This window comes from Methylobacterium sp. yr668, assembly GCF_900116245.1.
In the GTDB taxonomy this organism is placed as follows: domain Bacteria; phylum Pseudomonadota; class Alphaproteobacteria; order Rhizobiales; family Beijerinckiaceae; genus Methylobacterium.
On the sequence record NZ_FOZY01000001.1, the window covers coordinates 24,859 to 47,095 of the forward strand.

General features: G+C 71.5%; 22 protein-coding genes. 14 read left to right on the plus strand and 8 right to left on the minus strand.

What is annotated here, in order from left to right:
- Positions 1-130 precede the first annotated feature (130 nt).
- On the plus strand, positions 131-568 hold the full coding sequence (locus tag BM419_RS00110) for a DUF3429 domain-containing protein (RefSeq protein ID WP_020091372.1): 438 nt from the start codon (positions 131-133) through the stop codon (positions 566-568).
- A gap of 31 nt (positions 569-599) precedes the next feature.
- Here BM419_RS00110 and BM419_RS00115 read toward each other — a convergent pair whose 3' ends face one another.
- Positions 600-830 carry a hypothetical protein gene (locus tag BM419_RS00115; RefSeq protein ID WP_020091373.1) on the minus strand — a complete coding sequence of 77 codons (231 nt, stop codon included), beginning with the start codon at positions 828-830 and terminating at the stop codon, positions 600-602.
- A 150-nt stretch (positions 831-980) separates the two neighbouring features.
- Here BM419_RS00115 and BM419_RS00120 point away from each other — a divergent pair, with 150 nt between their 5' ends.
- The 3 genes from BM419_RS00120 (at position 981) to BM419_RS00130 (ending at position 2,690) form a co-directional block, all read left to right on the plus strand.
- The gene (locus tag BM419_RS00120) at positions 981-1,709 is read left to right on the plus strand and encodes an autoinducer binding domain-containing protein (protein WP_020091374.1); all 729 of its coding nucleotides are present in this window, start codon (positions 981-983) and stop codon (positions 1,707-1,709) included.
- Between the two features lie 175 nt (positions 1,710-1,884).
- Positions 1,885-2,508: an acyl-homoserine-lactone synthase gene (locus BM419_RS00125; RefSeq protein ID WP_026604656.1), complete on the plus strand. Its 624-nt coding sequence runs from the start codon at positions 1,885-1,887 to the stop codon at positions 2,506-2,508.
- Between the two features lie 2 nt (positions 2,509-2,510).
- Positions 2,511-2,690 (plus strand): hypothetical protein, encoded by a 180-nt coding sequence (locus tag BM419_RS00130; RefSeq protein WP_091924233.1) that lies wholly within the window; start codon positions 2,511-2,513, stop codon positions 2,688-2,690.
- 78 nt (positions 2,691-2,768) lie between these two features.
- Here BM419_RS00130 and BM419_RS00135 read toward each other — a convergent pair whose 3' ends face one another.
- Positions 2,769-3,983 carry an NADP-dependent isocitrate dehydrogenase gene (locus BM419_RS00135; RefSeq protein ID WP_020091377.1) on the minus strand — a complete coding sequence of 405 codons (1,215 nt, stop codon included), beginning with the start codon at positions 3,981-3,983 and terminating at the stop codon, positions 2,769-2,771.
- A 206-nt stretch (positions 3,984-4,189) separates the two neighbouring features.
- On the opposite strand from BM419_RS00135, the gene BM419_RS00140 reads away from it, so the two are divergent.
- Positions 4,190-4,975 (plus strand): RNA methyltransferase, encoded by a 786-nt coding sequence (locus tag BM419_RS00140; RefSeq protein WP_091924237.1) that lies wholly within the window; start codon positions 4,190-4,192, stop codon positions 4,973-4,975.
- Here the strand turns inward: BM419_RS00140 and BM419_RS00145 are convergent, their stop codons facing one another.
- Positions 4,976-5,161 (minus strand): hypothetical protein, encoded by a 186-nt coding sequence (locus tag BM419_RS00145; protein WP_056522110.1) that lies wholly within the window; start codon positions 5,159-5,161, stop codon positions 4,976-4,978.
- A gap of 127 nt (positions 5,162-5,288) precedes the next feature.
- Between BM419_RS00145 and ccmA the strand changes: the two genes are divergently transcribed.
- From ccmA to BM419_RS00175, 6 genes are all read left to right on the plus strand, one after another.
- Complete coding sequence (ccmA, locus tag BM419_RS00150; RefSeq protein ID WP_091924240.1) at positions 5,289-5,927, plus strand: heme ABC exporter ATP-binding protein CcmA; 639 nt, start codon at positions 5,289-5,291, stop codon at positions 5,925-5,927.
- Positions 5,924-6,592 carry a heme exporter protein CcmB gene (ccmB, locus tag BM419_RS00155; protein WP_056522298.1) on the plus strand — a complete coding sequence of 223 codons (669 nt, stop codon included), beginning with the start codon at positions 5,924-5,926 and terminating at the stop codon, positions 6,590-6,592. Before ccmA ends, ccmB begins: the two co-directional genes overlap by 4 nt.
- Positions 6,593-6,903: 311 nt before the next feature.
- Complete coding sequence (gene rpsT, locus BM419_RS00160) at positions 6,904-7,170, plus strand: 30S ribosomal protein S20 (protein WP_007561677.1); 267 nt, start codon at positions 6,904-6,906, stop codon at positions 7,168-7,170.
- A 488-nt stretch (positions 7,171-7,658) separates the two neighbouring features.
- A complete protein-coding gene (dnaA, locus tag BM419_RS00165; protein ID WP_091924244.1) occupies positions 7,659-9,155 on the plus strand; it encodes a chromosomal replication initiator protein DnaA in 1,497 nt (498 codons plus the stop codon).
- Positions 9,156-9,434: 279 nt separating this feature from the next.
- On the plus strand, positions 9,435-10,643 hold the full coding sequence (locus BM419_RS00170) for an acetyl-CoA C-acetyltransferase (RefSeq protein ID WP_026604659.1): 1,209 nt from the start codon (positions 9,435-9,437) through the stop codon (positions 10,641-10,643).
- 120 nt (positions 10,644-10,763) lie between these two features.
- Entirely contained in the window at positions 10,764-11,279 is a 516-nt protein-coding gene (locus BM419_RS00175) for a hypothetical protein (RefSeq protein ID WP_020091384.1), read from the plus strand.
- A gap of 30 nt (positions 11,280-11,309) precedes the next feature.
- Here the strand turns inward: BM419_RS00175 and BM419_RS00180 are convergent, their stop codons facing one another.
- Positions 11,310-12,089 (minus strand): EAL domain-containing protein, encoded by a 780-nt coding sequence (locus BM419_RS00180; protein ID WP_020091385.1) that lies wholly within the window; start codon positions 12,087-12,089, stop codon positions 11,310-11,312.
- Positions 12,090-12,202: 113 nt separating this feature from the next.
- Between BM419_RS00180 and BM419_RS00185 the strand changes: the two genes are divergently transcribed.
- A complete protein-coding gene (locus tag BM419_RS00185) occupies positions 12,203-14,404 on the plus strand; it encodes a 3-hydroxyacyl-CoA dehydrogenase NAD-binding domain-containing protein (protein WP_091924247.1) in 2,202 nt (733 codons plus the stop codon).
- On the opposite strand, the gene BM419_RS00190 is transcribed toward BM419_RS00185, so the two are convergent.
- Positions 14,374-15,336 (minus strand): LysR substrate-binding domain-containing protein, encoded by a 963-nt coding sequence (locus BM419_RS00190; protein WP_244540677.1) that lies wholly within the window; start codon positions 15,334-15,336, stop codon positions 14,374-14,376. The genes BM419_RS00185 and BM419_RS00190 overlap by 31 nt on opposite strands.
- A gap of 185 nt (positions 15,337-15,521) precedes the next feature.
- Between BM419_RS00190 and BM419_RS00195 the strand changes: the two genes are divergently transcribed.
- A complete protein-coding gene (locus BM419_RS00195; protein WP_056522091.1) occupies positions 15,522-16,406 on the plus strand; it encodes an amino acid ABC transporter substrate-binding protein in 885 nt (294 codons plus the stop codon).
- 15 nt (positions 16,407-16,421) lie between these two features.
- Complete coding sequence (locus BM419_RS00200) at positions 16,422-17,480, plus strand: GntG family PLP-dependent aldolase (protein ID WP_091924258.1); 1,059 nt, start codon at positions 16,422-16,424, stop codon at positions 17,478-17,480.
- Positions 17,481-17,486: 6 nt separating this feature from the next.
- Here BM419_RS00200 and BM419_RS00205 read toward each other — a convergent pair whose 3' ends face one another.
- From BM419_RS00205 to BM419_RS00215, 3 genes are all read right to left on the minus strand, one after another.
- Positions 17,487-18,356: a 3'-5' exonuclease gene (locus BM419_RS00205; RefSeq protein ID WP_091924261.1), complete on the minus strand. Its 870-nt coding sequence runs from the start codon at positions 18,354-18,356 to the stop codon at positions 17,487-17,489.
- A 72-nt stretch (positions 18,357-18,428) separates the two neighbouring features.
- On the minus strand, positions 18,429-20,861 hold the full coding sequence (gene ligA / locus BM419_RS00210; protein WP_091924264.1) for an NAD-dependent DNA ligase LigA: 2,433 nt from the start codon (positions 20,859-20,861) through the stop codon (positions 18,429-18,431).
- 64 nt (positions 20,862-20,925) lie between these two features.
- Positions 20,926-22,218: an MFS transporter gene (locus BM419_RS00215; RefSeq protein WP_091924267.1), complete on the minus strand. Its 1,293-nt coding sequence runs from the start codon at positions 22,216-22,218 to the stop codon at positions 20,926-20,928.
- Positions 22,219-22,237: the final 19 nt, after the last annotated feature.

Consider the following 22,237-nt stretch of genomic DNA (forward strand, 5'->3'; position numbering starts at 1 on the left):
CGGGCCCGCGGCCCGGCCGCGGGTCCGACCTTGACCGCCACGCCGCGATGCGGGAACGCTGCGGCAGGGCGGCGTCGGACCGGGGTCGGATCGCGCGGGTCGCCAACCCTTGCCGATGCCCGGAGGATGGATGGCGCACCGGAACTCTGTCCCGATCGGCGCAATCGTTCTCGGCGTGGCCGGACTCATCCCGTTCCTGGGCTTCGCTGCCCTTGCGGTGTCGGGCACGGACGGCGGCCTGAGCAGCATCGGCCTGTCGCCGCGCACCATCCTGTCGGCCTACGGCGCCGTGATCGCCTCGTTCCTCGGCGGGATCCGCTGGGGCGCCGCCGCTGCGCGCAATGGCGGCAACGGCGATTATCTCGTGGCCATCGTGCCGTCCCTGGTCGCCTGGGCCGCGATGGCCGCCCCCGCACCGTGGGACCTGCGCATCCTCGGCGGCCTCGTGCTCGCCTGGGGCCTCATCGATCAGGATCTGCCCCGCCGCGGGCTCACGCCCCTCTGGCTCGGCCGCCTGCGCCTGGTCCTCTCGGGCGTCGCCGGGGCCGCGCTCCTCGTGGCGGCCTGACCGCGGAGCGGCGGGCGCGCGGCACGCGCCGTCAGGTCTCGCGGCTCATCTCGCGCAGCAGGTTCAGGACGGCGGTGCGCCGCGCCGGCGACTTGATCGCCTGGAACAGCGCGGCGACCTCCGCGCAGTCGCGCGCGTCCTGGTCCGCCGCGGTCTCGTCGGGCCGCTCCGTCTGGAGGAAATAGGTCGGACAAACATTCAGCGTGGCTGCGATCCGTTCCAGTAGCCAGCGCGTCGTCGGCGGGGTCGCGTCGTCAGTCATACCGTTGAAACTCGCACTCCGCCCGCTGGACCGATTCAAACGGCAGAGCTTTCCGCGCCTACCCTAGCCTTTCAGCGGCGGCGATGCCATCCTCAGGTTGCGTTCGACTCATCATTTGTCGCAGTGCGTGCATCAATTTCGAGCTAGGGCATGCCGCATTCGAAGCACCTCGACAGGACCTTCAGCGTATTGCGCGATCTGGAACGGGCAGCTTCGCCCGACGAGATCGCGCGGCTCCTGGTCGACGCCTTCACCCGCTACGGGGTCTCGTACATCATGGCCGGGATCGTCCCGGAACCCGGCCTGCCGAAGCGGCGGCACGCCGGGTTCGTGCTCGCGAGCACCATGCCGGAAGGCTGGGCCCGCCGGTACGTGACGCAGGGCTACGCGCTCCACGACCCCACGGTCCGGCGGCTGTGCACCACGGCGACGCCGTTCGACTGGAGCGCCGTGCTGCCGGATACCCCGACGGCCGGGCGCGTCATGAACGAGGCCGGTGATTTCGGCATACGCGCGGGCATCACGATCCCGTTCGTGACCCTCGACGGCGAGCCGGGTGGGATCAGCGTCTCGGGGGAGCGGATCGAGATCGATCCGGCCGAGCGCGTCGCCCTCAACCTCGTCGCGACCTACGCGGTCGGTCAGCTGCTGCTGATGAACAGCCGGCCGGCTGGGCGCGCGCCGGTGCGCCTCTCGCCGCGGGAGCGCGAGACCCTGCAATGGGCGGCGGAGGGCAAGACCGACGTCGAGATCGGCATCGTCATGGGCATCACTGCCGCCGGCGTCGACTACCATCTGCGCTCGGCCCGGGCGAAGCTCGACACCGTGAACCGCGCCCACACCGTGGCGCAGGCGCTCCGAGCGGGTCTGATAACCTAGAGAACGCGCCACGCGGTCCGCACATTCCGCGGCCCGGCATCGGTGAACGCGGTTCGCACCGCGGCAAGTCCTTGGCGACGCTGCCGGCTGCGCTCGCGGACCCTACGGTTTCTCGTAGTACACAGCCCCCGGTGAAACGACGAAAACTCACGCCAGACCAACGTGAGGTTTGCTCGTGATCCACATCGTCACCCCCGCCAACGCGGATCGCTACGCCGACGCGATGGAGCAGGCCTGGCGCCTGCGCCACGACATCTTCGTCGCCGAGAAGGGCTGGAGCGAGCTGGCCAGGCCGGACGGCCGCGAGATCGACCAGTTCGACACGCCGCACGCGATACACTTCCTCGCCATGGAGGACGACACCGTCGTCGGCTACAGCCGGCTCCTGCCGACCACGCGCCCGCATCTCCTGTCGGACGTCCTGCCGCAGCTCTGCGAGGGCGAGCGGCCGGTCGGCCCCCAGATCTGGGAATGGACCCGCCAGGGCGTCGCCCGCTCGCACCGGGCCAAGGGCCGCGTCGTCAATCCGGTCTCGATCGCGCTGCTCACCGGGATCGTGGAGTGGGGCCTCGCCCACGGGGTCAACAGCCTGCTGCTGCAGATGCCGACCCTCTACATGATCCACGTCATCCAGCTGCATTTCCGCCCGCAGCCGCTCGGCCTGCCCGTCCAGATCGCCGGCGAGGAGATCATGGCGGCGACCGCCCGGTTCGACGCCCGCACCCTGGCCAAGCTCCGCGCCGTCCGCGGCGACAGTCGCTCGGTCCTCGTCTCCGAACCCGCTTACCTGGTGGCCTGAACATGATCTTCGACAGCAAGGATACCGCGCTGGACGCGCTCGCCGCGCAGTGCCTGCGGGTTCGCGAACTCATCGACTCGGTCGGCGATCCGCTGATGCGGGCCGCCATCGACCTCCTGCTTCTCGAGGTCGCCCGGGCCCTCGCCCAGACAGGTCCGCGGGACCAGGCGAGCGGCGCCTGAGGCGCCGGCGGCACGCGGATGTGAAAGCGGCGGGCGTCCCGGAGGGCGCCCGCCGCTTTTCGCGTCGAGGCTGGAGCCTCAGGCGCCCATCGCGGTCTTCAGGTTCTGGTCGACCTTGTCGAGGAAGCCGGTGGTCGAGAGCCACTTCTGGTCCGGTCCGACGAGGAGGGCGAGGTCCTTGGTCATGTGGCCGGCCTCGACCGTGTCGACGCAGACCTTCTCCAGGGTGGCGGAGAACTTCGCCAGATCGTCGTTGCCGTCGAGCTTGGCGCGGTGCGACAGGCCCCGGGTCCAGGCGAAGATCGACGCGATCGAGTTGGTCGAGGTCTCGCGGCCCTTCTGGTGCTCGCGGTAGTGGCGGGTGACGGTGCCGTGCGCGGCCTCGGCCTCGACGGTCCGGCCGTCCGGCGTCATCAGCACGGAGGTCATCAGGCCGAGGGAGCCGAAGCCCTGCGCGGCCGTGTCGGACTGCACGTCGCCGTCGTAGTTCTTGCAGGCCCAGACGTAGCCGCCCGACCACTTCAGGCAGGAGGCCACCATGTCGTCGATCAGGCGGTGCTCGTAGGTGATGCCGAGCGGCTTGAACTTCGACTCGAACTCCTCCTCGTAGACCTTCTGGAACAGGTCCTTGAACCGGCCGTCATAGGCCTTGAGGATCGTGTTCTTGGTCGACAGGTAGACCGGGTACTTGCGCGCGAGGCCGTAGTTCATCGAGGCGCGGGCGAAGTCGATGATCGACTGGTCGAGGTTGTACATCGACATGGCGACGCCGGCCTCGGGGAACTTGAACACCTCCTTCTCGATGACCGTGCCGTCATCGCCCTCGAACTTGATGGTCAGGCGGCCCTTGCCGGGCACCTTGAAGTCCGTGGCGCGGTACTGGTCGCCGTAGGCGTGGCGGCCGATCACGAAGGGCTGGGTCCAGCCGGGCACCAGGCGGGGCACGTTCTTGCAGATGATCGGCTCGCGGAAGATCACGCCGCCCAGGATGTTGCGGATCGTGCCGTTGGGCGAGCGCCACATCTCCTTAAGGCCGAATTCCTGCACCCGCTGCTCGTCGGGGGTGATGGTGGCGCACTTCACGCCGACGCCGTGGCGCTTGATCGCCTCGGCGGCGTCGACCGTGACCTTGTCGTTGGTGGCGTCGCGGTGCTCGACGCCGAGGTCGTAATACTCGAGATCGACGTCGAGATAGGGGTGGATGAGCTTGTTCTTAATCTCGGCCCAGATGATCCGGGTCATCTCGTCGCCGTCGAGCTCGACGACGGGGTTCGCTACCTTGATCTTCGCCATGGACCGATGCCTTCCCGCGTTGTCCCCGCGCACGGCATGCAAGGGCCGTGCGGTCGTTGTCCCGGGTGGCCTGACGGGCGCCCCGGGCCGGAATCGCCCCGCGACATAGCGCGGCCCTTCCGGCGACGGAAGGCGGGCGCTGTCATCCGGGCGGCATCGTCACTCGGCCCTCGACGGGCGCGGGCCCGCCGTGCCAGACGGCCGCCATGACGAGCCGAGAAGCACAGGGCGACGCCCCCGAGGTTTCCCCGAGGAAGGTCACCGAACTGCCGCCCGGGATCGCTCCCGCGGTGATCCTGGTGGAGCCGCAACTCGCCGAGAACATCGGCATGACCGCCCGTGCCATGGCGAATTTCGGCCTCTCGGAGCTGCGCCTCGTCAACCCGAAGAACGGCTGGCCCAAGAAGGGCGTGCGCGAGGCGGCCTCGGGCGCGACGCACGTCCTGGACGCGGCCACGATCTACGGCAGCGTCGCCGAGGCCATCGCCGACTGCCGGTACGTGTTGGCGACCACGGCGCGGGAGCGCGGGCAGATGAAGCGGGTGTTCGCACCCGAGGAGGCCATGGGCGAGCTCGCGGCCCGCGAGGGCCAGCGCACCGCGGTGATGTTAGGCCGCGAGCGGGTCGGCCTCACCAACGACGAGGTGTCGCTCGCCGACGCGATCGTCACCTTCCCTGTCTCCCCGGACTTTCCCTCGCTCAACCTCGCCCAGGCGGTCCTGCTGATCGGCTACGCGTGGCGGCAGGCGAGCGGCCGGGCGCGCCTGCCCTTCACGGGCGAACTCCTGTCGCCGCCGGCGACCCGCGAGGCGCTGATCGCGCTGTTCGGAAGCCTGGAGTCGGCGCTCGACGGGGCCGGCTTCTACCCGCCGGAGAAGAAGGAGATCATCGCCCGCAACATGCGCGACATGCTCCACCGCATGAGCCTGACCGAGCAGGATGTGCGGACGTTTCGCGGGGCGCTGCGGGCCCTGGCGCGGAAGGGCGGCTGATCAGCCGGAGGCCGGCGTCATCTCCGGCGGCTTGCCGCCGCCGAAGCAGCGGCCGACCGCCTCCCAGAACGCCGTCTGCTCCTCGGGGGTGCACTGCGCCATGCGCGCCTCGACCTTGGCGCGTCCGGCCACCGCGTCGGGCGTCGCGGCGACCTCGGTCTCGCTCGGGTTTCTCGCCTCGGCCATGGGCAATCCTCCGTTGCAGAACGAAAGCCCAGCTGGGCCGTGCGGTTCCGTTCCGCGGCGCAATCGGGCATGGAGTCGGCGATTGGCCGAGCGGCCGCGCGGTGGCGGGACGAGGGCGGGGTATCGGGTGCGGCTCAGCGTGGACAATCTGGCCTGCCGCCGCTCCGGCCGCCGCATCTTCACCAACCTGTCCTTCGCCCTCGGACCCGGCGACGCCCTGGCGATCACCGGGCGGAACGGCGCGGGCAAGTCGAGCCTCCTCGCCATCCTGTCGGGCCGCCTGCGGGCCGATGCCGGGCGGGTCGACGTCTCCGACGTCGGCGAGGCGAGCCTGCCCGAGTGCCTCCACGCGGTCGGCCACCGCGACGGGCTAAAGAGCTCGCTCACGGCGGGCGAGAACCTCCTGTTCGCCCAGCGGCTCCTGGGCGCGCCGCGCCTGGACCCGCGCGCCGCGCTGGTGCGGCTCGGCCTCGGCCACGCGCACGACCTGCCGGTGGCCTATCTGTCGGCGGGCCAGCGGCGGCGCGTGGCCCTGGCGCGGCTCCTCGTCTGCGCCCGTCCGCTCTGGCTCCTGGACGAGCCGACCGCCGCCCTCGACACGGCCTCGCAGGCGGTGCTCGCGGAGCTGATGGAGGGCCATCGGGCCGGCGGCGGGCTCGTGATCGCCGCCACCCACCAGTCACTCGGCCTCGCCCGCGCGGCGGAGCTGCGCATCGAGACCGCTGCCGCGGCGCCGGTCGCGGACGTGCTGGAGGAGTGGGCGTGATTCGCGCGGTCCTCGCCCTCGTCGCCCGCGACCTGCGCCTCGCCGGCCGGGTCGGCGGTTCCGGCGCCCTGTCGCTGGTCTTCTTCCTGATGATCGTCGCGCTGGTGCCCTTCGCCCTCGGGCCCGATCTCAACCTGCTGTCGCGGATCGGCCCGGCGATCCTGTGGCTCGCCGCCGTTCTGGCGACGCTGATCGGCCTCGACCGCCTGTTCCAGGCCGACGAGGAGGACGGCTCCCTCGACCTGATGACCGCCGCGCCGGTGCCCCTCGAGCTTGTGGTGCTCGGCAAGGTCGCGGCGCACTGGCTGACCACGGGCCTGCCGCTCGCCCTGGCCGCGCCGCTCTTCGGGCTGCTGGTGGCCCTCGACGGCACCGCCATGGGCGCGACGTCCCTGACGCTGCTCGCCGGCACCCCGGCCCTGAGCTTCATCGGCGCGGTGGGCGCGGCGCTCACCGCCTCGATTCGCCGGGGCGGCCTGATCCTGGCCGTGCTGGTCCTGCCGCTGATGATCCCGACGCTGATCTTCGGCGTCTCGGCCGCGCAGGCGGCGAGCGGCGGCACGGTGCCGTTCCTCGTGCCGCTGGCGGTGCTGGCGGCGCTGACGCTGATCGCCGCCGTGGTCGGGACGCTGGCGGCGGCGGCGGCCCTGCGCTGGCCCGAATAGCCGGAGCGCTCCTGCGAGAGCCGGCCGGCGCCCGTCATCGTCGCGGCGATGCGGCCTCGCGCGATCCGACGTCTTCAAAGAAGCCTGCCGTATGCGTCCCGGCGCCCGGACTGAGGCCGAGGCCCGCGATCCGGTTTCGCCTCCGAGCGCGTTGACGCGCGGCGCCCCCCTGACTATAGAAGCCGCTTCGCCGAGGGGCCGCGCTTTCGCGCGCGCTGCGTCTCGGCCATCGCCAGACAACCTGACGCGACGACCGATTTCCGGCACAGCCGGCCCGTCGGCATCGCCCGACGAGAAACACGAGGACGTACATGGCCAACACCGCTTCGGCCAAGAAGATGACCCGCAAGATCGCCAAGCGCACGGCGATCAACCGCTCGCGCCGCTCGCGCATGCGGACCTTCGTCCGCAAGGTCGAGGAGGCCATCGCCACCGGTAACCAGCAGGACGCGCTGGCCGCACTCCGCGCCGCCGAGCCCGAGATGATGCGCGCCGCACAGCACGGCATCGTTCACAAGAACAATGCCTCGCGGAAGGTCTCGCGCCTCGCCGCCCGCGTTAAGGCGCTCGCCGCCTAAGACGCCACGCACAACCGAGACGGTCTCGAGCCCGGCCTTCGCGCCGGGCTTTTTCGTGCGCGCTGTCCGGATCGGGCTGCGCGCTGCCGGCGGCGCATGAGTCGAAAGCGTTAACCCTATCCAAGAATCGGCACGATTGCGGTTCCCGGAAACGGCGTGTAGCTTAACAGAAACTGACACCGGGCAAGCAAAACACGACGATTTCGGGACTCCAGCGAATCGATCTGATTCGCCAAGACTCTAGCCGCCGTGTTCAGCTCCCGCGGGAACACTTGCGAATGGGAATCGGCGCCGTCCCCACAAGTCCCACTGTTAAAGGAACCGTAGGTAATTGTTGATAGGCTCTCCCAATCGGCAAAAGTTCCTCGCGGTGGGGTTGACTCCGTCCAGAGGACTCTGTCCCGCCCGTTCTTGCGGGACGCTGAGGGCGTAATTCGTGCGTACGCGCCGCCTGCGGGATTCCGTGGGCAGCGTCGGGAGAGCCAGTGATGCGTGTCGACGGAACGGTGGCGAGCGACGACGACGGGGGCCGCAACGGCGGCGGCAGCACGGATTACGGGTCTGCCTGGGCCCGGGTGAAGCGCCGGCTGCGGGCCGAACTCGGCGAGGACGTGTTCGCCAGCTGGTTCGCCCGGCTGGAGCTTGAGGCCGTGGCCGGCGGAACCGCCCGCCTGACGGTCCCGACCCGCTTCCTCAAGAGCTGGATCGAGTCGCACTACCTCGACCGCGTGCTCAACACCTTCAAGGCCGAGGTCGAGGAGATCGCGCGGATCGAGGTCGGCGTGCGCGGGACCGGGGCCCCGGTCCGTCCGGTCGCCGTCGGAGCCGCGAAGGCAGGCCCGGTCAGCGGCCCGCTCGCCCGCCTCCACGCGACCAGCGCGCCGATGCCGGTCGCCGCGGTCGCGCCGACGCCCGAGGCGCGCGGCGCCGAGGCCGGCGGTGACCTGAGCGGCACGCCGCTCGACGCGCGGCTGACCTTCGCGAGCTTCGTGATCGGGCGCTCGAATGCGCTGGCGCACGCCGCCGCCGAGCGGGTCGCCAATCACCAGGGGGAGGGCGCGCTCTACAACCCGCTCTACCTCCACGCGGGCGTCGGGCTGGGCAAGACCCACCTGCTGCACGGGATCGGCCACGCCGCCCGCGAGGCCGGCCGCCGGGTGATCTACCTGACCGCCGACCGCTTCATGTACGGCTTCGTCAACGCCCTGAAGACCCAGTCGGCGCTTGCCTACAAGGAGCGGCTGCGGGGCATCGACCTGCTGATCCTGGACGACGTCCAGTTCATCCAGGGCAAGTCGATTCAGGCCGAGTTCGGCCACACGATCAACGCGCTCATCGATGCCGGCCGTCAGGTCGTGGTCGCCTCCGACCGGCCCCCGACCGAACTCGAGGCCCTGGACGAGCGGGTGCGCTCGCGGCTCGGCGGTGGCCTCGTGGTCGAGATCACGGCCCTCGACGAGGCTTTGCGCGTCTCGATCCTGTCGGCACGCCTCGCCGCCGTGCGGGCTGCGCATCCGGGCTTCGACGTCTCACCGCAGGTGGCGGCCTACGTGGCCCGCGCGATCACCGCCAACGGCCGCGACCTCGAGGGCGCGGTCAACCGCCTGCTGGCCCACGCCACGCTCACCGGCACCGCCGTGACGATGGAGACGGCCGAGAGCGCGATCCGCGACCTCGTGAAGAACCGCGAGCCGAAGCGGATCAAGATCGAGGACATCCAGAAGCTGGTCGCCTCGCGCTACAACGTCTCGCGGTCCGACATCCTGTCGGAACGGCGCACCGCCGCGGTGGTGAAGCCACGTCAGATCGCCATGTACCTGTCGAAGGTCCTGACGCTGCGCTCGCTGCCGGAGATCGGCCGCCGCTTCGGAGGCCGCGACCACACCACGGTGCTGCACGCCGTGCGCAAGATCGAGAAGCAGATCGGCGAAGATTCGGTGCTCGGCGACGAGGTCGAGCTGCTGAAGCGGATGCTTCAGGACTAGTCGAACGCGCGAGATTTCCCGCATCGCGTCCGGGCTGAGTTTGCTCTTTCAGGAGCAGGTTCGATCCGGGCGGGCGCGGGGACGGCCGGGCACCCGGCTGATCTGGCCGAGCCCGGACGAGCACGACCAAACCACCCCCGCTGTCACGCGCCCTTCGCCGGCTCCCCGCTATCGGGGCTGGCCGAGGGCGCGCGCGCCGTGGCAGACTGGCGCGAACCGAGACGGCCCTGTAAGGCCGCGTCGCCGACCGGCGAAGATCGACGCCCCGAGGGAGTGCTGATGACGGACGCCTTCATCTACGACCACGTTCGCACGCCGCGCGGGCGCGGCAAGGCGGACGGCTCCCTCCACGAAGTCACCGCCCTGCGGCTCGCCGAGACCGCGCTCCGCGCCCTCAAGGACCGCAACGGACTCGATACCGGCCTCGTCGACGACGTGGTGCTGGGCTGCGTCGATCCGGTGGGCGAGGCGGGGGGCGACATCGCCCGCGCCGCCGCCCTCGTGGCGGATTACGGCGCGCACGTGCCGGGCGTGCAGATCAACCGCTTCTGCGCCTCCGGCCTCGACGCGGTGAACTTCGCCGCCGCGCAGGTCATGAGCGGCCAGCACGAGATGGCGGTGGGCGGCGGCGTCGAATCGATGAGTCGCATCGGCATCGGCGCTTCGGGCGGCGCCTGGCCGGTCGACCCGGCGATCGCCATCAAGTCCTACTTCATGCCGCAGGGCGTCTCGGCCGACCTGATCGCCACCAAGTACGGCTTCACGCGGGACGATTGCGACGCCTACGCGGTCCGCTCTCAGGAGCGCGCGGCGAAATCCTGGGGTGAGGGGCTGTTCGACCGCTCGGTGGTCCCGGTCCGCGATGTGAACGGCATCACGCTCCTCGACCGCGACGAGCACATGCGCCCCGGCACCGACATGCAGTCGCTCGCCGCGCTGAAGGCCTCGTTCGTGCAGATGGGCCAGATGGGCGGCTTCGACGCCGTCGCGACGGACGCGCATCCGGACGTGGAGAGCGTCGAGCACGTCCACCACGCCGGCAACTCCTCCGGCATCGTCGACGGCGCCGCCGCCGTGCTGATCGGTTCCCGCGCTGCCGGCGAGGCCGCGGGCCTGCGCCCGCGCGGCCGGATCCGCGCCTTCGCCAATATCGGGTCCGACCCGGCCCTGATGCTCACCGGGCCGGTGGACGTCACCCGCAAGGTGCTGGCGAAGTCGGGCCTGAGCCTCTCGGACATCGACCTGTTCGAGGTCAACGAGGCCTTCGCGGCCGTGGTCCTGCGCTTCTGCCAGGCCTTTGACCTAGACCCGGAGGCGGTCAACGTGAATGGCGGGGCCATCGCCCTCGGCCACCCGCTCGGCGCCACCGGCGCGATGATCCTCGGAACCGCGCTCGACGAGCTGGAGCGGACCGGGAAGGAGCGCGCGCTGGTCACTCTGTGTATCGGCGCCGGCATGGGCACCGCGACCATCATCGAGCGGGTGTGAACCCCCGCGCGCTCGGGAGCGGCGCCGCGCCGCTCCCCAAAGTCCGGGAACGCTGCTAGAGGCGCGGGCGACGCTCGGCCCTTTCGCGGTCCGGACGATAAAACAACGGGAGACAAGCCCTTGAACCGCCTGATTGCGACGCTCTGTCTGGGCGTCACCCTGAGCCTGCCGGTGGCCGCCCGCGCCGATGACGCGGCGGACCGCGTGGCCGCGGCCACCAACCTCGTCAACAAGACCCTGATCAAGAACCTCCAGACCGGGTTCAACGTCGCCCTGGAGAAGACCGTCGCGCCGATGCCGGAGGCCCGCGCCGAGGCCGTGCGCAAGGAGCTGCTGGACGAGTTCGAGAAGCAGCGGACCCTCATGGTCCAGGGGCTCTCGAAGGACTACGCCGAGAAATTCAGCCTCGCCGAGCTCAAGCACCTCGACGAGATCTACTCGGACCCGACCTACCTCAAGTTCCAGACGATGAACGCCGACCCCAACTCGTCGGTCACGGCGATCTCGCAGAACTCCGTCACCAAGCTGCTCAACATGCTGGCGGTGGCCGCGGCGACCGACAACGGACCGAAGCCCGGCGCCCCGCCGGTGCCGACGGTTCCGCCGGCCGCGGCTCCGGCCCCGGCGCCGAAGTAGGCGATGAGCGCCGCGCGCGTCGGTCCGGCGTCAGGCCGCGCGCGCGGCCACCATGGGGGTGAAGCCCGCGACCGGGGGCAGCCCCTCCAGGAGGGGCTTGGCGAAGTGGTAGCCCTGGACGAGCGTGATCCCGATGCTGCGCAGGGCGTCGAGCTCCGCCGCGGTCTCCACGCCCTCGGCGAGCACCGCCACGTCGAGGGCTCGGGCGATGGCGACCACGCCAGAGACGATGGCGTAGCGCCCGGCATCGCTGTCGAGGCCGCGCAGCACGTCCATGTCGATCTTGATCAGGTCGGGGCGGAAATTGGCGAGCAGGCTCAGGCCCGCGAAGCCGGCGCCGAAATCGTCGAGCGCCGTCAGGAACCCCTGCTTCCGGTAAGCGGCGACGATGCCCTTGACGTGATCGATGTCCCGGAAGCGCTCCTGCTCGGTGAACTCGAACATGATCCGCCGGTGTGCGAAGTCGATGCGCCGCGCCGCCTCGAGCGACGCGCGGATGCAGGCGTTCGGCTCGTAGACCGCGTTGGGCATGAAGTTGATGGACAGCCGGGTGGCGCTGTCGCGGGGAAACAGCGTGCCGGCGAGCTCGATCGCCTTGACGCGGGCGGCTTGGTCGAACTGGTAGCGGGTCTCGTCGGTCACCCGGTCGAGGATCGTGTAGGCCGGCTCACCCTTCGGGCCGCGCACCAGCGCCTCGTAGGCCCAGACGCTGCCGTCCGCGAGGTCGAGGATCGGCTGGAACGCCATCGTGAAGTCGAAGTCGAGCTTGGTGCCGGCGCGACAGGCGCGGCAGCCGGAATCCTTCGTCATGTGCGGCTTTCGGTGAGTGACCCCGGCCGGCAGACAATGGCCGGACGCGCTCAACACAACCTTAATGCAAGTGCGCCGGCGGATCGTCGGCGGAACCCAGGGAGGACGGCACCGTGACGCTGACCGATTTCCGCTTCGAGACCGATCCCGACGGCGTCGCTCTGGCGATCTGGGACATGCCCGGCCGCTCGATGAACGTGATCACCGAAGGTGTGATGGACCAGCTCGAGCAGATCATCGAGCAGGTCGCGTCCGACCCGGCGATCAAGGGCTGCGTCATCGCCACCGGCAAGGACAATTTCTCCGGCGGCGCCGATCTCACCATGCTCCAGGGTCTGGGCCGGGCCTACGAGCAGCTGAAGGCCGAGCAGGGCGAGGAGGTGGCGATGCGCCACTTCTTCGAGGCCTCCCGACGCCTGTCGTTGCTGTTCCGGCGGCTGGAGACCTGCGGCAAGCCCTTCGCGGCGGCGATCCAGGGCCTGTGCCTGGGGGGCGCCTTCGAGCTGGCGCTGTCGTGCCATCACCGCGTCGCCTCCGACGACGGGAAGACCCGGGTCGGCCTGCCGGAGATCAAGGTCGGCCTGTTCCCGGGCGGCGGCGGCACGCAGCGGGTCGCCCGCCTGATGCAGACCGGCGACGCCCTGCAGATGCTGTTCAAGGGCGAGCAGATCCGCGCGCCCATGGCCAAGGGCATGGGGCTGATCCACGCGGTGGCGCCGCAGGCCGAGATCGTGGAGCGCGCCAAGGCCTGGATCCGCGAGGGCGGCTCGGCTGTGGCGCCCTGGGATGTGCCGAAGTTCAAAGCGCCGTCCGGCAAGGTCTACTCGCCGGCCGGCATGATGATCTGGCCGCCGGCCAACGCCATCTACCGCCGCGAGACGCACGACAACTACCCGGCCGCCAAGGCGATCCTGGCCTCCGTGTACGAGGGCCTGCAGCTGCCGATGGACCTCGCCCTGCGGGTCGAGAGCCGGTACTTCGCGCATATCCTGCGCTCGACCGAGGCGGCGGCGATGATCCGCACGCTGTTCATCTCCATGGGCGAGCTGAACAAGGGTGCGCGCCGTCCGAAGGACGTGCCGGCCACGAACCTGCGAAAGGTCGGCGTGATCGGCGCCGGCTTCATGGGCGCGGGCGTGGCCTACGTCACCGCCCAGGCCGGGATCGAGGTGGTGCTGGTCGACCAGTCGGTCGAGGCGGCCGAGAAGGGCAAGGCCTACGCCCACACGCTCATCACCGGCCAGATCAACAAGGGCCGCGCCAAGACCGCCGACCGGGAGGCGCTCCTCGGCCGGATCCAGGCCACGGCGGATTACGGCGCCCTCGCGGAGTGCGACCTCGTGATCGAGGCCGTCTTCGAGGATCCGCGGGTGAAGGCCGAGGTGATCCAGAAGGTCGAGGCGGTGATCCGCCCCGACGCGATCTTCGCGTCCAACACCTCGACCCTGCCGATCACCGGGCTGGCCAAGGCCTCGCAGCGGCCCGCGCAGTTCGTCGGGATCCATTTCTTCTCGCCCGTGGAGAAGATGATGCTCGTCGAGATCATCAAGGGCGAGGCGACCGGGGACGCGGCGCTCGCCACCGCCCTCGACTACGTGCGGCTGATCAAGAAGACCCCGATCGTCGTCAACGACGCCCGCGGCTTCTTCGCCAACCGCTGCGTCGGCGCCTACATCCTCGAAGGCCACAAGATGCTCTTCGAGGGCGTGCCGCCGGCGATGATCGAGAGCGCCGGCCGCCAGGCGGGCATGCCGGTCGGGCCGCTGTCGCTCAACGACGAGGTCGCCCTCGACCTCGTGCTCAAGATCGCCAAGGCCACCGAGGCGCAGGTTGGGCAGGGCGCCGTCGACCCGGCGCAGAAGGCGATCCTCGCCGAGATGGTGGAGAATCAGGGCCGGCTCGGCCGCAAGAACCGCAAGGGCTTCTACGACTACCCGGAGGGCGCGCCGAAGCGCCTCTGGCCCGGCCTGAAGGACCTGCAGCCGAACCGCCTCGATCCCGACGCCGTCGACTTCACCGAGCTGAAGCAGCGGCTCCTGGTGGTCCAGGCGCTGGAGGCCGCTCGCACGGTCGGCGAGGGCGTGGTCACCGATCCGCGCGAGGCCGATGTCGGCTCGATCCTCGGCTTCGGCTTCGCGCCGTTCACCGGGGGGGCCCTGTCGTACATCGACTTCATGGGCGCGGCGGCCTTCGTCGACCTCGCGCGGACGCTCGAGGCCAAGCACGGGCCCCGTTTCCACGTGCCCGACAACCTGGCCGCCATGGCCGAGCGCGGGGGCACCTTCTACGCCGGCGCCGAGAAGCGCGCCGCCTGAGCGACGTCGGCCGGACGCCCGCTCGCGGCGTCCGGCAGCTGGGCGAGCTCCTCCAGCAGGACCGTGCGCGCGCAGGCACCGAAGGCCCGCATAAGCCGCCCAAGGGCGTGGTCCGGGGGGAAGAGCAGCGCGAAATGCACCGGGAGGGCGGGGGCGAAGGGCCGGATCGCGATCGGCGAGACCTTCGCCTCCTCGTGGGCGGCCAGGGGGTTCATCACGCTGACCCCGAGCCCGGCCGAGACGAGGGTGCAGATCGAGGCGCCGAGGCCGGCCTCGGCGGTGATGGTCAGGCCGATGCCGGCCGCCTCGAAGACGGCCTCGGTCCGGCCGCGCAGGGCGCTCCCGTGCGACGCGGCGACGAAGGGCACGCCCTGAAAATCCGCGGGCGCGAGCGATTCCCGCGCGGCGAGGGCATGGTCCCGCGGCAGGACGGCGACGCAGGCGCGCGTCTCGACATGCTCGGCGCGCGCCTCCGGGGCGTCGCCGTACAGCATCGTCAGCGCGGCGTCGCAGGAGCCGGTGGCGAGCCAGTGGTTCACGGTCTCGTCGTCGCCGGAATGGATCGCCACGATCACGTCCGGATGCGCGGCCCGGAAGCGGACGACCGCGCGCGCGAGGAGCCCGCCCGCCAGTCGCGGCATCGCCGCCACCCGCAGCCGCTCCGCACCGAAGGCCCGGATCCGCGCGGCCGCCGATTCCAGGCTCGTGAGGCCCACGAAGGCGCGCTCGACCTCCGCGTGGAACCGCGTCCCGTCGAGGGAGGGGACGACCCGGCTCCCACTGCGGTCGAACAGGGGCAGGCCGGTGATCGCCTCCAGCTGCGCGATCAGCCGGCTGACCTGCGGCTGCGAGGTGTGGAGCCGGCGGCTCGCCTCGGTCATGGACCCGGTGGCCACCACGGCCCGGAAGGCCTCGATGTGCCGGAAGGTCATGCGCCGCTCGGCCATATCAGATCCGTATGCTCGGCAGGTGAATCGGCATTGGACGCCCGCGCGCGGCCGCTCCTAGGATCGGTCGGCAAAGCTTCGGGCCGACTCCCCGTCGGGGCGGCCGGGCGCTGCGCCGGTTCAGACATAGCGAGGGGGTTCGGATCGTGTCGAGGACGCTGCCGCTTCTGTTGGCCACTCTGTGCTGGGCCGGCCTCGCCGCGCCGTCGGTCGCCGAGGGGCGCCTCGACAAGATCCGCGCGACCGGACAGATCAGCCTCGGCTTCCCGGACGCGTCGCCGCCCTTCGGCTTCCTCGACCAGAACGCCAAGCCGGTCGGCTATTCGCTGGAGATATGCGAACACGTCGCGCAGAAGCTCAAGGCCGCGCTCGGCCTGCCCAAGCTCGAGGTGCGCCACGTGCCGGTGATGTCGGCGACCCGGATCCCGCTGATCAACAACGGCACGATCGACCTGGAATGCGGCACCGCCAGCAACCTGCCCGAGCGGCACAAGCTGGTCTCGTTCGCGCCGACCACCTTCGTGGCGCAGGTGGTGCTGGTGGCCAAGAAGGACACGCCGGTGGATGTCGACGACATCGCCTCGTTCCGCGGCAAGGCCATCTCGGCGCAGGCCGGCGGCGAGACCCAGCGCGTCGCCACCCGGATCAACGTCCGCGACAAGCTCGACATCCAGGTGATGCCGGCCAAGGACACCGCCGAGGTGTTCCTGCTCGTGGAGACCGGCCGCGCGGCGGGCGCCATCAACGACGACGCCCTGGCCCACGCCACGGTGGCGGGGGCCAAGCGGCCGGCGGATTACAAGATCGGCACCAAGGGCCTGGAATTCGCCCCCTACGGGATCCTGGAGCCGAAGGACGACGCGGCCTTCAAGGCTGCGGTCGACAAGGCGGTGGTCGAGCTGATCCAGGACGGGACCGTGGCGCGGCTCTACGGCAAGTATTTCGAGCAGCCGATCCCGCCGAAGGGTATCAACTTGGAGTTGCCGATGAGCGACGTGCTCAAGCGGGCGCTCGCCAACCCGACCGATTCCGGCGACGAGGCGGCCTACCGGTAGGGCGGCGAGACCGACATGCGAGACGATCACGGCGAAGCCACGGACGCACTGTCCGTGGTCGACCTGCGGAGCGACACCGTCACGCGGCCGACCGAGGCGATGTACGCCCGGATGCGGTCGGCGCCGCTGGGCGACGACGGGCTCGACGCCGACCCGACCGCCCGCGCGCTGGAGGAGACCGCCGCCGCGATGCTCGGCAAGGCGGCGGCCCTGTTCGTGCCGAGCTGCACGATGGGCAATCTGCTGGCGATCCTGGCCCAGGTTCAGCGCAGCGAGCAGGTCCTGCTCGAGGCCCAGGCCCACATGCTCCACACCGAGCGCGGGGCCGCCACCCTGACCGGGGCGTTCCTGGACGGGATCGCCGGGACCGACGGTGCCATGGATCTCGACCGGCTCGAGGACGCCCTCCGGCCGGGCGCGAGCCCGCTGTCGACGGCCATGATCGCGCTGGAGACCTCGCACAACGCCGCCGGCGGCACCGTGCTGCCGCCGGAGCATATGGCCGCGGTGGCGGAGATCGCCCGCGCGCGCGGCATAAAGGTCCATCTCGACGGGGCCCGCCTGTTCAATGCCGCCACCCATCTCGGGGTCGCGCCGGCGGACCTCGCGGCCCATGTCGACACCGTGTCGCTGTGCCTCTCGAAGGGCCTCAGCGCCCCGGTCGGCGCCGTGCTCGCCGGCGACGGACCGGTGATCGCGGCGGCACGGCGCCTGCGGAAGATGATCGGCGGGACGCAGCGGCAGGTCGGGATCGTGGCGGCCGCCGGCCTCGAGGCGATCACCGTCATGGGCGCGCGCCTCGTCGAGGACCACGACCGGGCCCGGCAGCTGAGCGCCGGGCTGAACGCCCTGCCGCGCCTCGCGGCGAACCTGCCGCAGACCAACATCGTGCAGGTCGACCTCTCTCGGACCGGGCGGGACAGCGCGCGCTGGGTCGCCGATCTCGACGCGGCCGGCATCCGCACGCGCCCGCTCGGCCCGCGGCGGCTGCGGCTCGTCACGCACCGGCACATCTCGGCGGCCGACATCGACCGCGCCGTCTCGGCCTTCCGCGCCTGCCTCGACGCGGCCTGAGCCCGGTCAGGCCGCGCCCGCGACCCGGGTCTTCGCGCCGAGCATGCGGGCGAGGAGCACGACGTCGCCGGCATTGTCCGAGAGCAGGTCGGTGATGTCGCCGACCTCCAGCGCCTTCACGTGGCGGCAGCGCATGCCGTAGCGGCCGGCCGTGCAGGTGCAGCGCAGCTCCGGTCCCCCCGGCCGCTCCTCCAGGCTGACGTGGTAGCGGTTGCCGGTCGAGCCGCGCATGGCGAACCGCAGGGCCGCCGGCGCGTCGGGGAAGCTTGCCACGGCCCGGGCGCTGATCGCACCCGGCACGCGGCGCGGCACGGCTGGGCCGCCGACCGCCCGCGCGACCGGGAGGCCGAGCGCGGCCGCGAGGGCGTGCACGTCCGCGACCGCCCGCTCGCGCATCGCGGCGAGCGCGATCTCCGCGCAGGCGAAGGCGTCCTCGCCGGCGTTGTGGTGCTCGAAGCGGATGCCGAGGCGCCGCGCGACCTTGCCGAGCCCGCAGCCCTCCGGCGCCGGGAAGACCCGGCGTGCCACCTGGACCGTGCAGAGATAGGCGAGATCGGGGACCGGCAGGCCGGCCCGCGTCAGCCCGGCGCGCAGGACGCCGATATCGAAGCTCGCGTTGTGCGCCAGGATCAGCCCCCGCCCGAGATCGCCGAGATAGGGCGCCATGACGGCGGCGAAGTCGGGCTTGTCGGCGACGTCGGCCGGCAGGATCCCGTGGACGCGGATGTTGCCCGGTGCGAACCGCATCTCGGGCGGCCGGATCAGGTGGCTCTCGCGGCGCACGACGCGGCCGTCGGCGATCCAGGCCAGACCCACCGCGCAGGCGCTGTCACGCCGCTCGTTGGCCGTCTCGAAGTCGAGGGCCAGGACCGTCATCGAGGCTCAACCATGCCGGGTGGAAGTTCTCGGGGTGTTCCCCGAGAGGTCTAGGCCGCCCGGACTCGGGCTTCAACCCTGCGCGACCATCGCCAGCCAGTCGTCCTCCGAGACGACCCGGACGCCGTGCTTCTGCGCGTCCTTCAGTTTCGAGCCCGCACCGGGGCCGGCCACCACCAGGTCGGTCTTGGCCGAGACCGAGCCCGAGACTTTCGCGCCCAGGCGCTCGGCCACCGCCTTGGCCTCGTTGCGGGTCATCTTCTCCAGGGTGCCGGTGAAGACCACGGTCTTTCCCGCGAACGCTGAGGCCGCGGCGGCCCGCTCCATCGGCTGCACCGCCACCGCGTCGAGCAGGGCCGCGACGGCGTCGGCATTGTGCTGCTCGGCGAAGAACAGGAGCAGCGCGTCGGTCGCCACCGGGCCGATCTCGCCGTCGTCGGCGAAGACCCGGTAGGCGTCGCCGGGACGCTGCGCCGCGGCCCGCGCGATCGCCGCGCGCACCGCGTCGACGTCGCCGTAATGGGCGAGGAGGTTCTCGCGCTGGACGGCGCTCAGGCGCGCCCGCTCCTTGGCCGGCGCCGCGTCGTCCTCCGCGAAGCCGAGATCGAGGAGCCGGTCCCGGGTCGTGCCCCCGACCCGCGGCACCGCGGTGAGCTCGACCCAGTCGGGACCGGGCTGCGCCGCCGCGGCCTCGCGGATCGCCGCGATCAGCGTCGGCATGTCGGCGAAGCGCTTCGCCAGCGCCTTGGCGGTCGCCTCGCCGATCTGCGGGATGCCGAGGGCGAAGAGCAGGCGGTTCATCGGCACGGCGCGCCGCGCCTCGACGGCGGCGAGCAGGTTCCGGATCGCCTTGTCTTCGTCGTCGCCCTTCTTCTTGGCGGCCTTCTTCGGCGGCTCGGCCGTCCCCGAATCCGCGCGCCGCTCGGCCGAGAGCGCCTCGCGCCGCGCCACGATGGCGGCTTTGAGTTCCTCGAAGTCGAGGCGGAACAGGTCGGCGGGCTGGCGCACGAGCCCGGCCTCGAACAGGACCTCGATATAGGTCTCGCCGAAGCCCTCGAGGTCGAAACCGTTGCGCGACACGAAGTGCTTCATCCGCTCGACGCCCTGCGCCGGGCAGATCAGCCCGCCGGTGCAGCGGCGCACCGCGTCGGGCCGGCCGGTGCGGGGGTTGACGGCGCGGACGGCGCGGCTGCCGCAGGCCGGGCAGGTCTCCGGGAAGGCGTAGGGCCGCGAGTCGGCCGGGCGCTTCGTGAGGTCGACATCCATGACCTTCGGGATGACGTCGCCGGCCCGGACCACCGTGACCGTGTCGCCGACGCGGATGTCGCGGCCGTCGCGGATCGGCTCGCCGTCGGCGCCGACGCCCTTCACGTAGCCCTCGTTGTGCAGGGTGGCGTTCGACACGACGACGCCGCCGACCGTCACGGGACGGAGCTTGGCGAGCGGGTTCAGCGAGCCTGTGCGGCCGACATTGATGACGATGTCCTCGACGACCGTGGTGGCTTCCTGGGCAGCGAATTTGTGGGCGAGCGCCCAGCGGGGCGAGCGCGAGACGAAGCCCAGCCGCTTCTGGAGCGCGAGGTCGTCGACCTTGTAGACGACGCCGTCGATGTCGTAGCCGAGCCCGGCCCGGTCGGCCTCGATGCCGCGGTAATGGGCGAGCATCGCCTCCGTGTCGGTGCAGGTCTGGGTCCGCGGGTTCACCGGCAGGCCCCAGGCCGCGAAGTGCTCCAGCACGCCGGTCTGCGTGTCGGCGATCGGCGCCGACAGCTCGCCCCAGGCATAGGCGAAGAATCGCAGCGGCCGGGACGCGGTGATCGCGGGATCGAGCTGGCGCAGGCTGCCGGCGGCGGCGTTGCGCGGGTTGGCGAAGAGCGGCTTGCCGGCCGCCTCCTGCCGGGCGTTGATGGCGGCGAAGTCGGCGTGGGACAGGTAGACCTCCCCGCGCACCTCGCAGATCTCCGGCCAGCCGGACCCCGCGAGCACCGCCGGGATGTCCTGCACCGTGCGGGCGTTGGCCGTGACGTTCTCGCCCACCTCGCCGTCGCCGCGGGTGGCGGCGGTGTCGAGCCGGCCGTTCACGTAGCGCAGGGACAGGGACAGGCCGTCGATCTTCGGCTCGGCCGTGAAGGCGAGGGGGGCGTCGTCCGGCCAGCCGAGGAAGCGGCGCACGCGCGCGACGAATTCGGCCACCTCCGCGTCGTCGAAGGCGTTGCCTAGCGAGAGCATCGGCACCGCGTGCCGCACCTTGGCGAACTTCTCCGACGGCTTGGCGCCGACCGACGTGCTGGCGGCGCCCGTGCCGGCGAGATCGGGGAATCGGGCCTCGATGTCCTCCAGACGGCGGCGCAGCCGGTCGTACTCGGCGTCCGATATCTCGGGCGCGTCCTCCTGGTAGTAGAGGCGGTCGGCCTCCAGGAGCGCGTCCGACAGCCGCGCGTACTCGGCGCGCGCTTCCTCGGCGCTGAGGTCGAGATCGAGCGGTTCGGATTTCGTGACGGCCATGCCGGGGTTCTAACGCATCGGCGGCCGGCGGGGAGCCGGCCGCGGCGCGCGATCCCCGATTCCCTTACCGGCGGGCGCCGAGCAGATCGCCGCGCCCCGCCATCCGGAAGGCCGCGAAGAACGTCGCGGCGACGAGGGCGGCGATTGCTTGCAGCTGCAGGACCGGGGCCAGCCAGCCCGCGACCGCCGTCCCGGCGACCGAGCCGAGGTTCATGGCCGCCATGTAGACCTCGAACTGCGTGGCCGCGCCCGGGCGGCCCCGGCTCGCCGCGAGCAGGGCCGGCATCAGGGCGACGATCAGCAGGCCGGGCAGCACGCTGGTGAGCGCCAGGATCGCCGGCGCCGCGGCCCCGACGAGGCCGCCGCCGATCAGGACCCCGGCCAGCACAAAGGTGACGGCACTGCCTAGCAGCAGGGCGCGCAGCGGCGACGCCGCGCCCGCGCGGTCCGACCAGAGTCCCACCGCGACGGCGCCGGCCGTGCCGCTCACCAGGGTCAGGACCGCCTGGAGACGCGACAGGCTCGCGGCCTCCCAGCCCTGACGCTGGAGGAGGTCGATCGAGAAGGGCAGCTCGAACAGGCCGAGGGCCGCGTCGAGGCCGAAGCACAGGGCGAGCAGCCGCAGGGCGCGCGGGCGGCGCAGGGCGATCACGGTGCGGCGCAGGAAGCGGCGGAACGGGAGGCGCCGCGGCGCCGGTCCCCGGCGCTCGAGCGACCAGAGCGGATCGGCCGGCGCCTCGCGGACCAGCAGCATCGGCAGGCTCGCGACGATCGCGGCGACGAGCAGCCAGCGGGCGCTCGCGGCGAAGCCCCAGTTCGCGAGCGTCCATCCGAAGACAGCGGCGCTGAGGCTCGTTCCGGCCACGAAGCCCGCGCGGGTGCAGGCGCTGACCCGGCCGAGTTCCCGGGTGGGGACGTGGTCCATGATCATCCGGTCGCAGGCGGTATCGAGGAGCGAGGCGAACAGGCTGTGGACGAGGAAGACCAAGCCGAGCGCGCCGACGGCGTCGCCCCCGGCGACGAGGAGCAGCGCCAGCGTCGCGTGGCATCCGACCAGTGCGGCGACCGCGAAGGGCCGGCGCCGTCCCATCCGCGTGTCCCCGGCCCGGTCCACCCAGGGCCCCCACAGCAGCGGCTGCAGCGTCCAGGGCAGGCCGGCCAGGGCGAAGTGCAGCCCGACCTCGGTCGCCGGGACGCCCCTGGCCGCGAGGTGGTTGGCGAGCGCCGTCAGCGAGAAACCCGCGACGAGGCCCTGGTATAGGTAGATGGCGAAGAACACCCCGTAGCGGACGGGCCGCACGCCGAGGCTCGGCCGACCCGCGAGGCCGACGCGGAGATCCGCGCTGGACCGCGTCACCGCGCGCGGCGCTTCTTGC

Bases quoted from the DNA above. Each gene is read 5' to 3' on its own strand.
- BM419_RS00200 (WP_091924258.1), top strand. From the start codon at position 16,422: ATGCGAGACGATCACGGCGAAGCCACGGACGCACTGTCCGTGGTCGAC.
- BM419_RS00180 (WP_020091385.1), bottom strand. From the start codon at position 12,089: ATGACGAAGGATTCCGGCTGCCGCGCCTGTCGCGCCGGCACCAAGCTC.
- BM419_RS00170 (WP_026604659.1), top strand. From the start codon at position 9,435: ATGACGGACGCCTTCATCTACGACCACGTTCGCACGCCGCGCGGGCGC.
- BM419_RS00110 (WP_020091372.1), top strand. From the start codon at position 131: ATGGCGCACCGGAACTCTGTCCCGATCGGCGCAATCGTTCTCGGCGTG.
- BM419_RS00140 (WP_091924237.1), top strand. From the start codon at position 4,190: ATGACGAGCCGAGAAGCACAGGGCGACGCCCCCGAGGTTTCCCCGAGG.
- ligA (WP_091924264.1), bottom strand. From the start codon at position 20,861: ATGGCCGTCACGAAATCCGAACCGCTCGATCTCGACCTCAGCGCCGAG.
- BM419_RS00135 (WP_020091377.1), bottom strand. From the start codon at position 3,983: ATGGCGAAGATCAAGGTAGCGAACCCCGTCGTCGAGCTCGACGGCGAC.
- rpsT (WP_007561677.1), top strand. From the start codon at position 6,904: ATGGCCAACACCGCTTCGGCCAAGAAGATGACCCGCAAGATCGCCAAG.
- BM419_RS00205 (WP_091924261.1), bottom strand. From the start codon at position 18,356: ATGACGGTCCTGGCCCTCGACTTCGAGACGGCCAACGAGCGGCGTGAC.
- dnaA (WP_091924244.1), top strand. From the start codon at position 7,659: ATGCGTGTCGACGGAACGGTGGCGAGCGACGACGACGGGGGCCGCAAC.
- BM419_RS00130 (WP_091924233.1), top strand. From the start codon at position 2,511: ATGATCTTCGACAGCAAGGATACCGCGCTGGACGCGCTCGCCGCGCAG.
- BM419_RS00120 (WP_020091374.1), top strand. From the start codon at position 981: ATGCCGCATTCGAAGCACCTCGACAGGACCTTCAGCGTATTGCGCGAT.
- BM419_RS00190 (WP_244540677.1), bottom strand. From the start codon at position 15,336: ATGACCTTCCGGCACATCGAGGCCTTCCGGGCCGTGGTGGCCACCGGG.
- BM419_RS00115 (WP_020091373.1), bottom strand. From the start codon at position 830: ATGACTGACGACGCGACCCCGCCGACGACGCGCTGGCTACTGGAACGG.
- BM419_RS00145 (WP_056522110.1), bottom strand. From the start codon at position 5,161: ATGGCCGAGGCGAGAAACCCGAGCGAGACCGAGGTCGCCGCGACGCCC.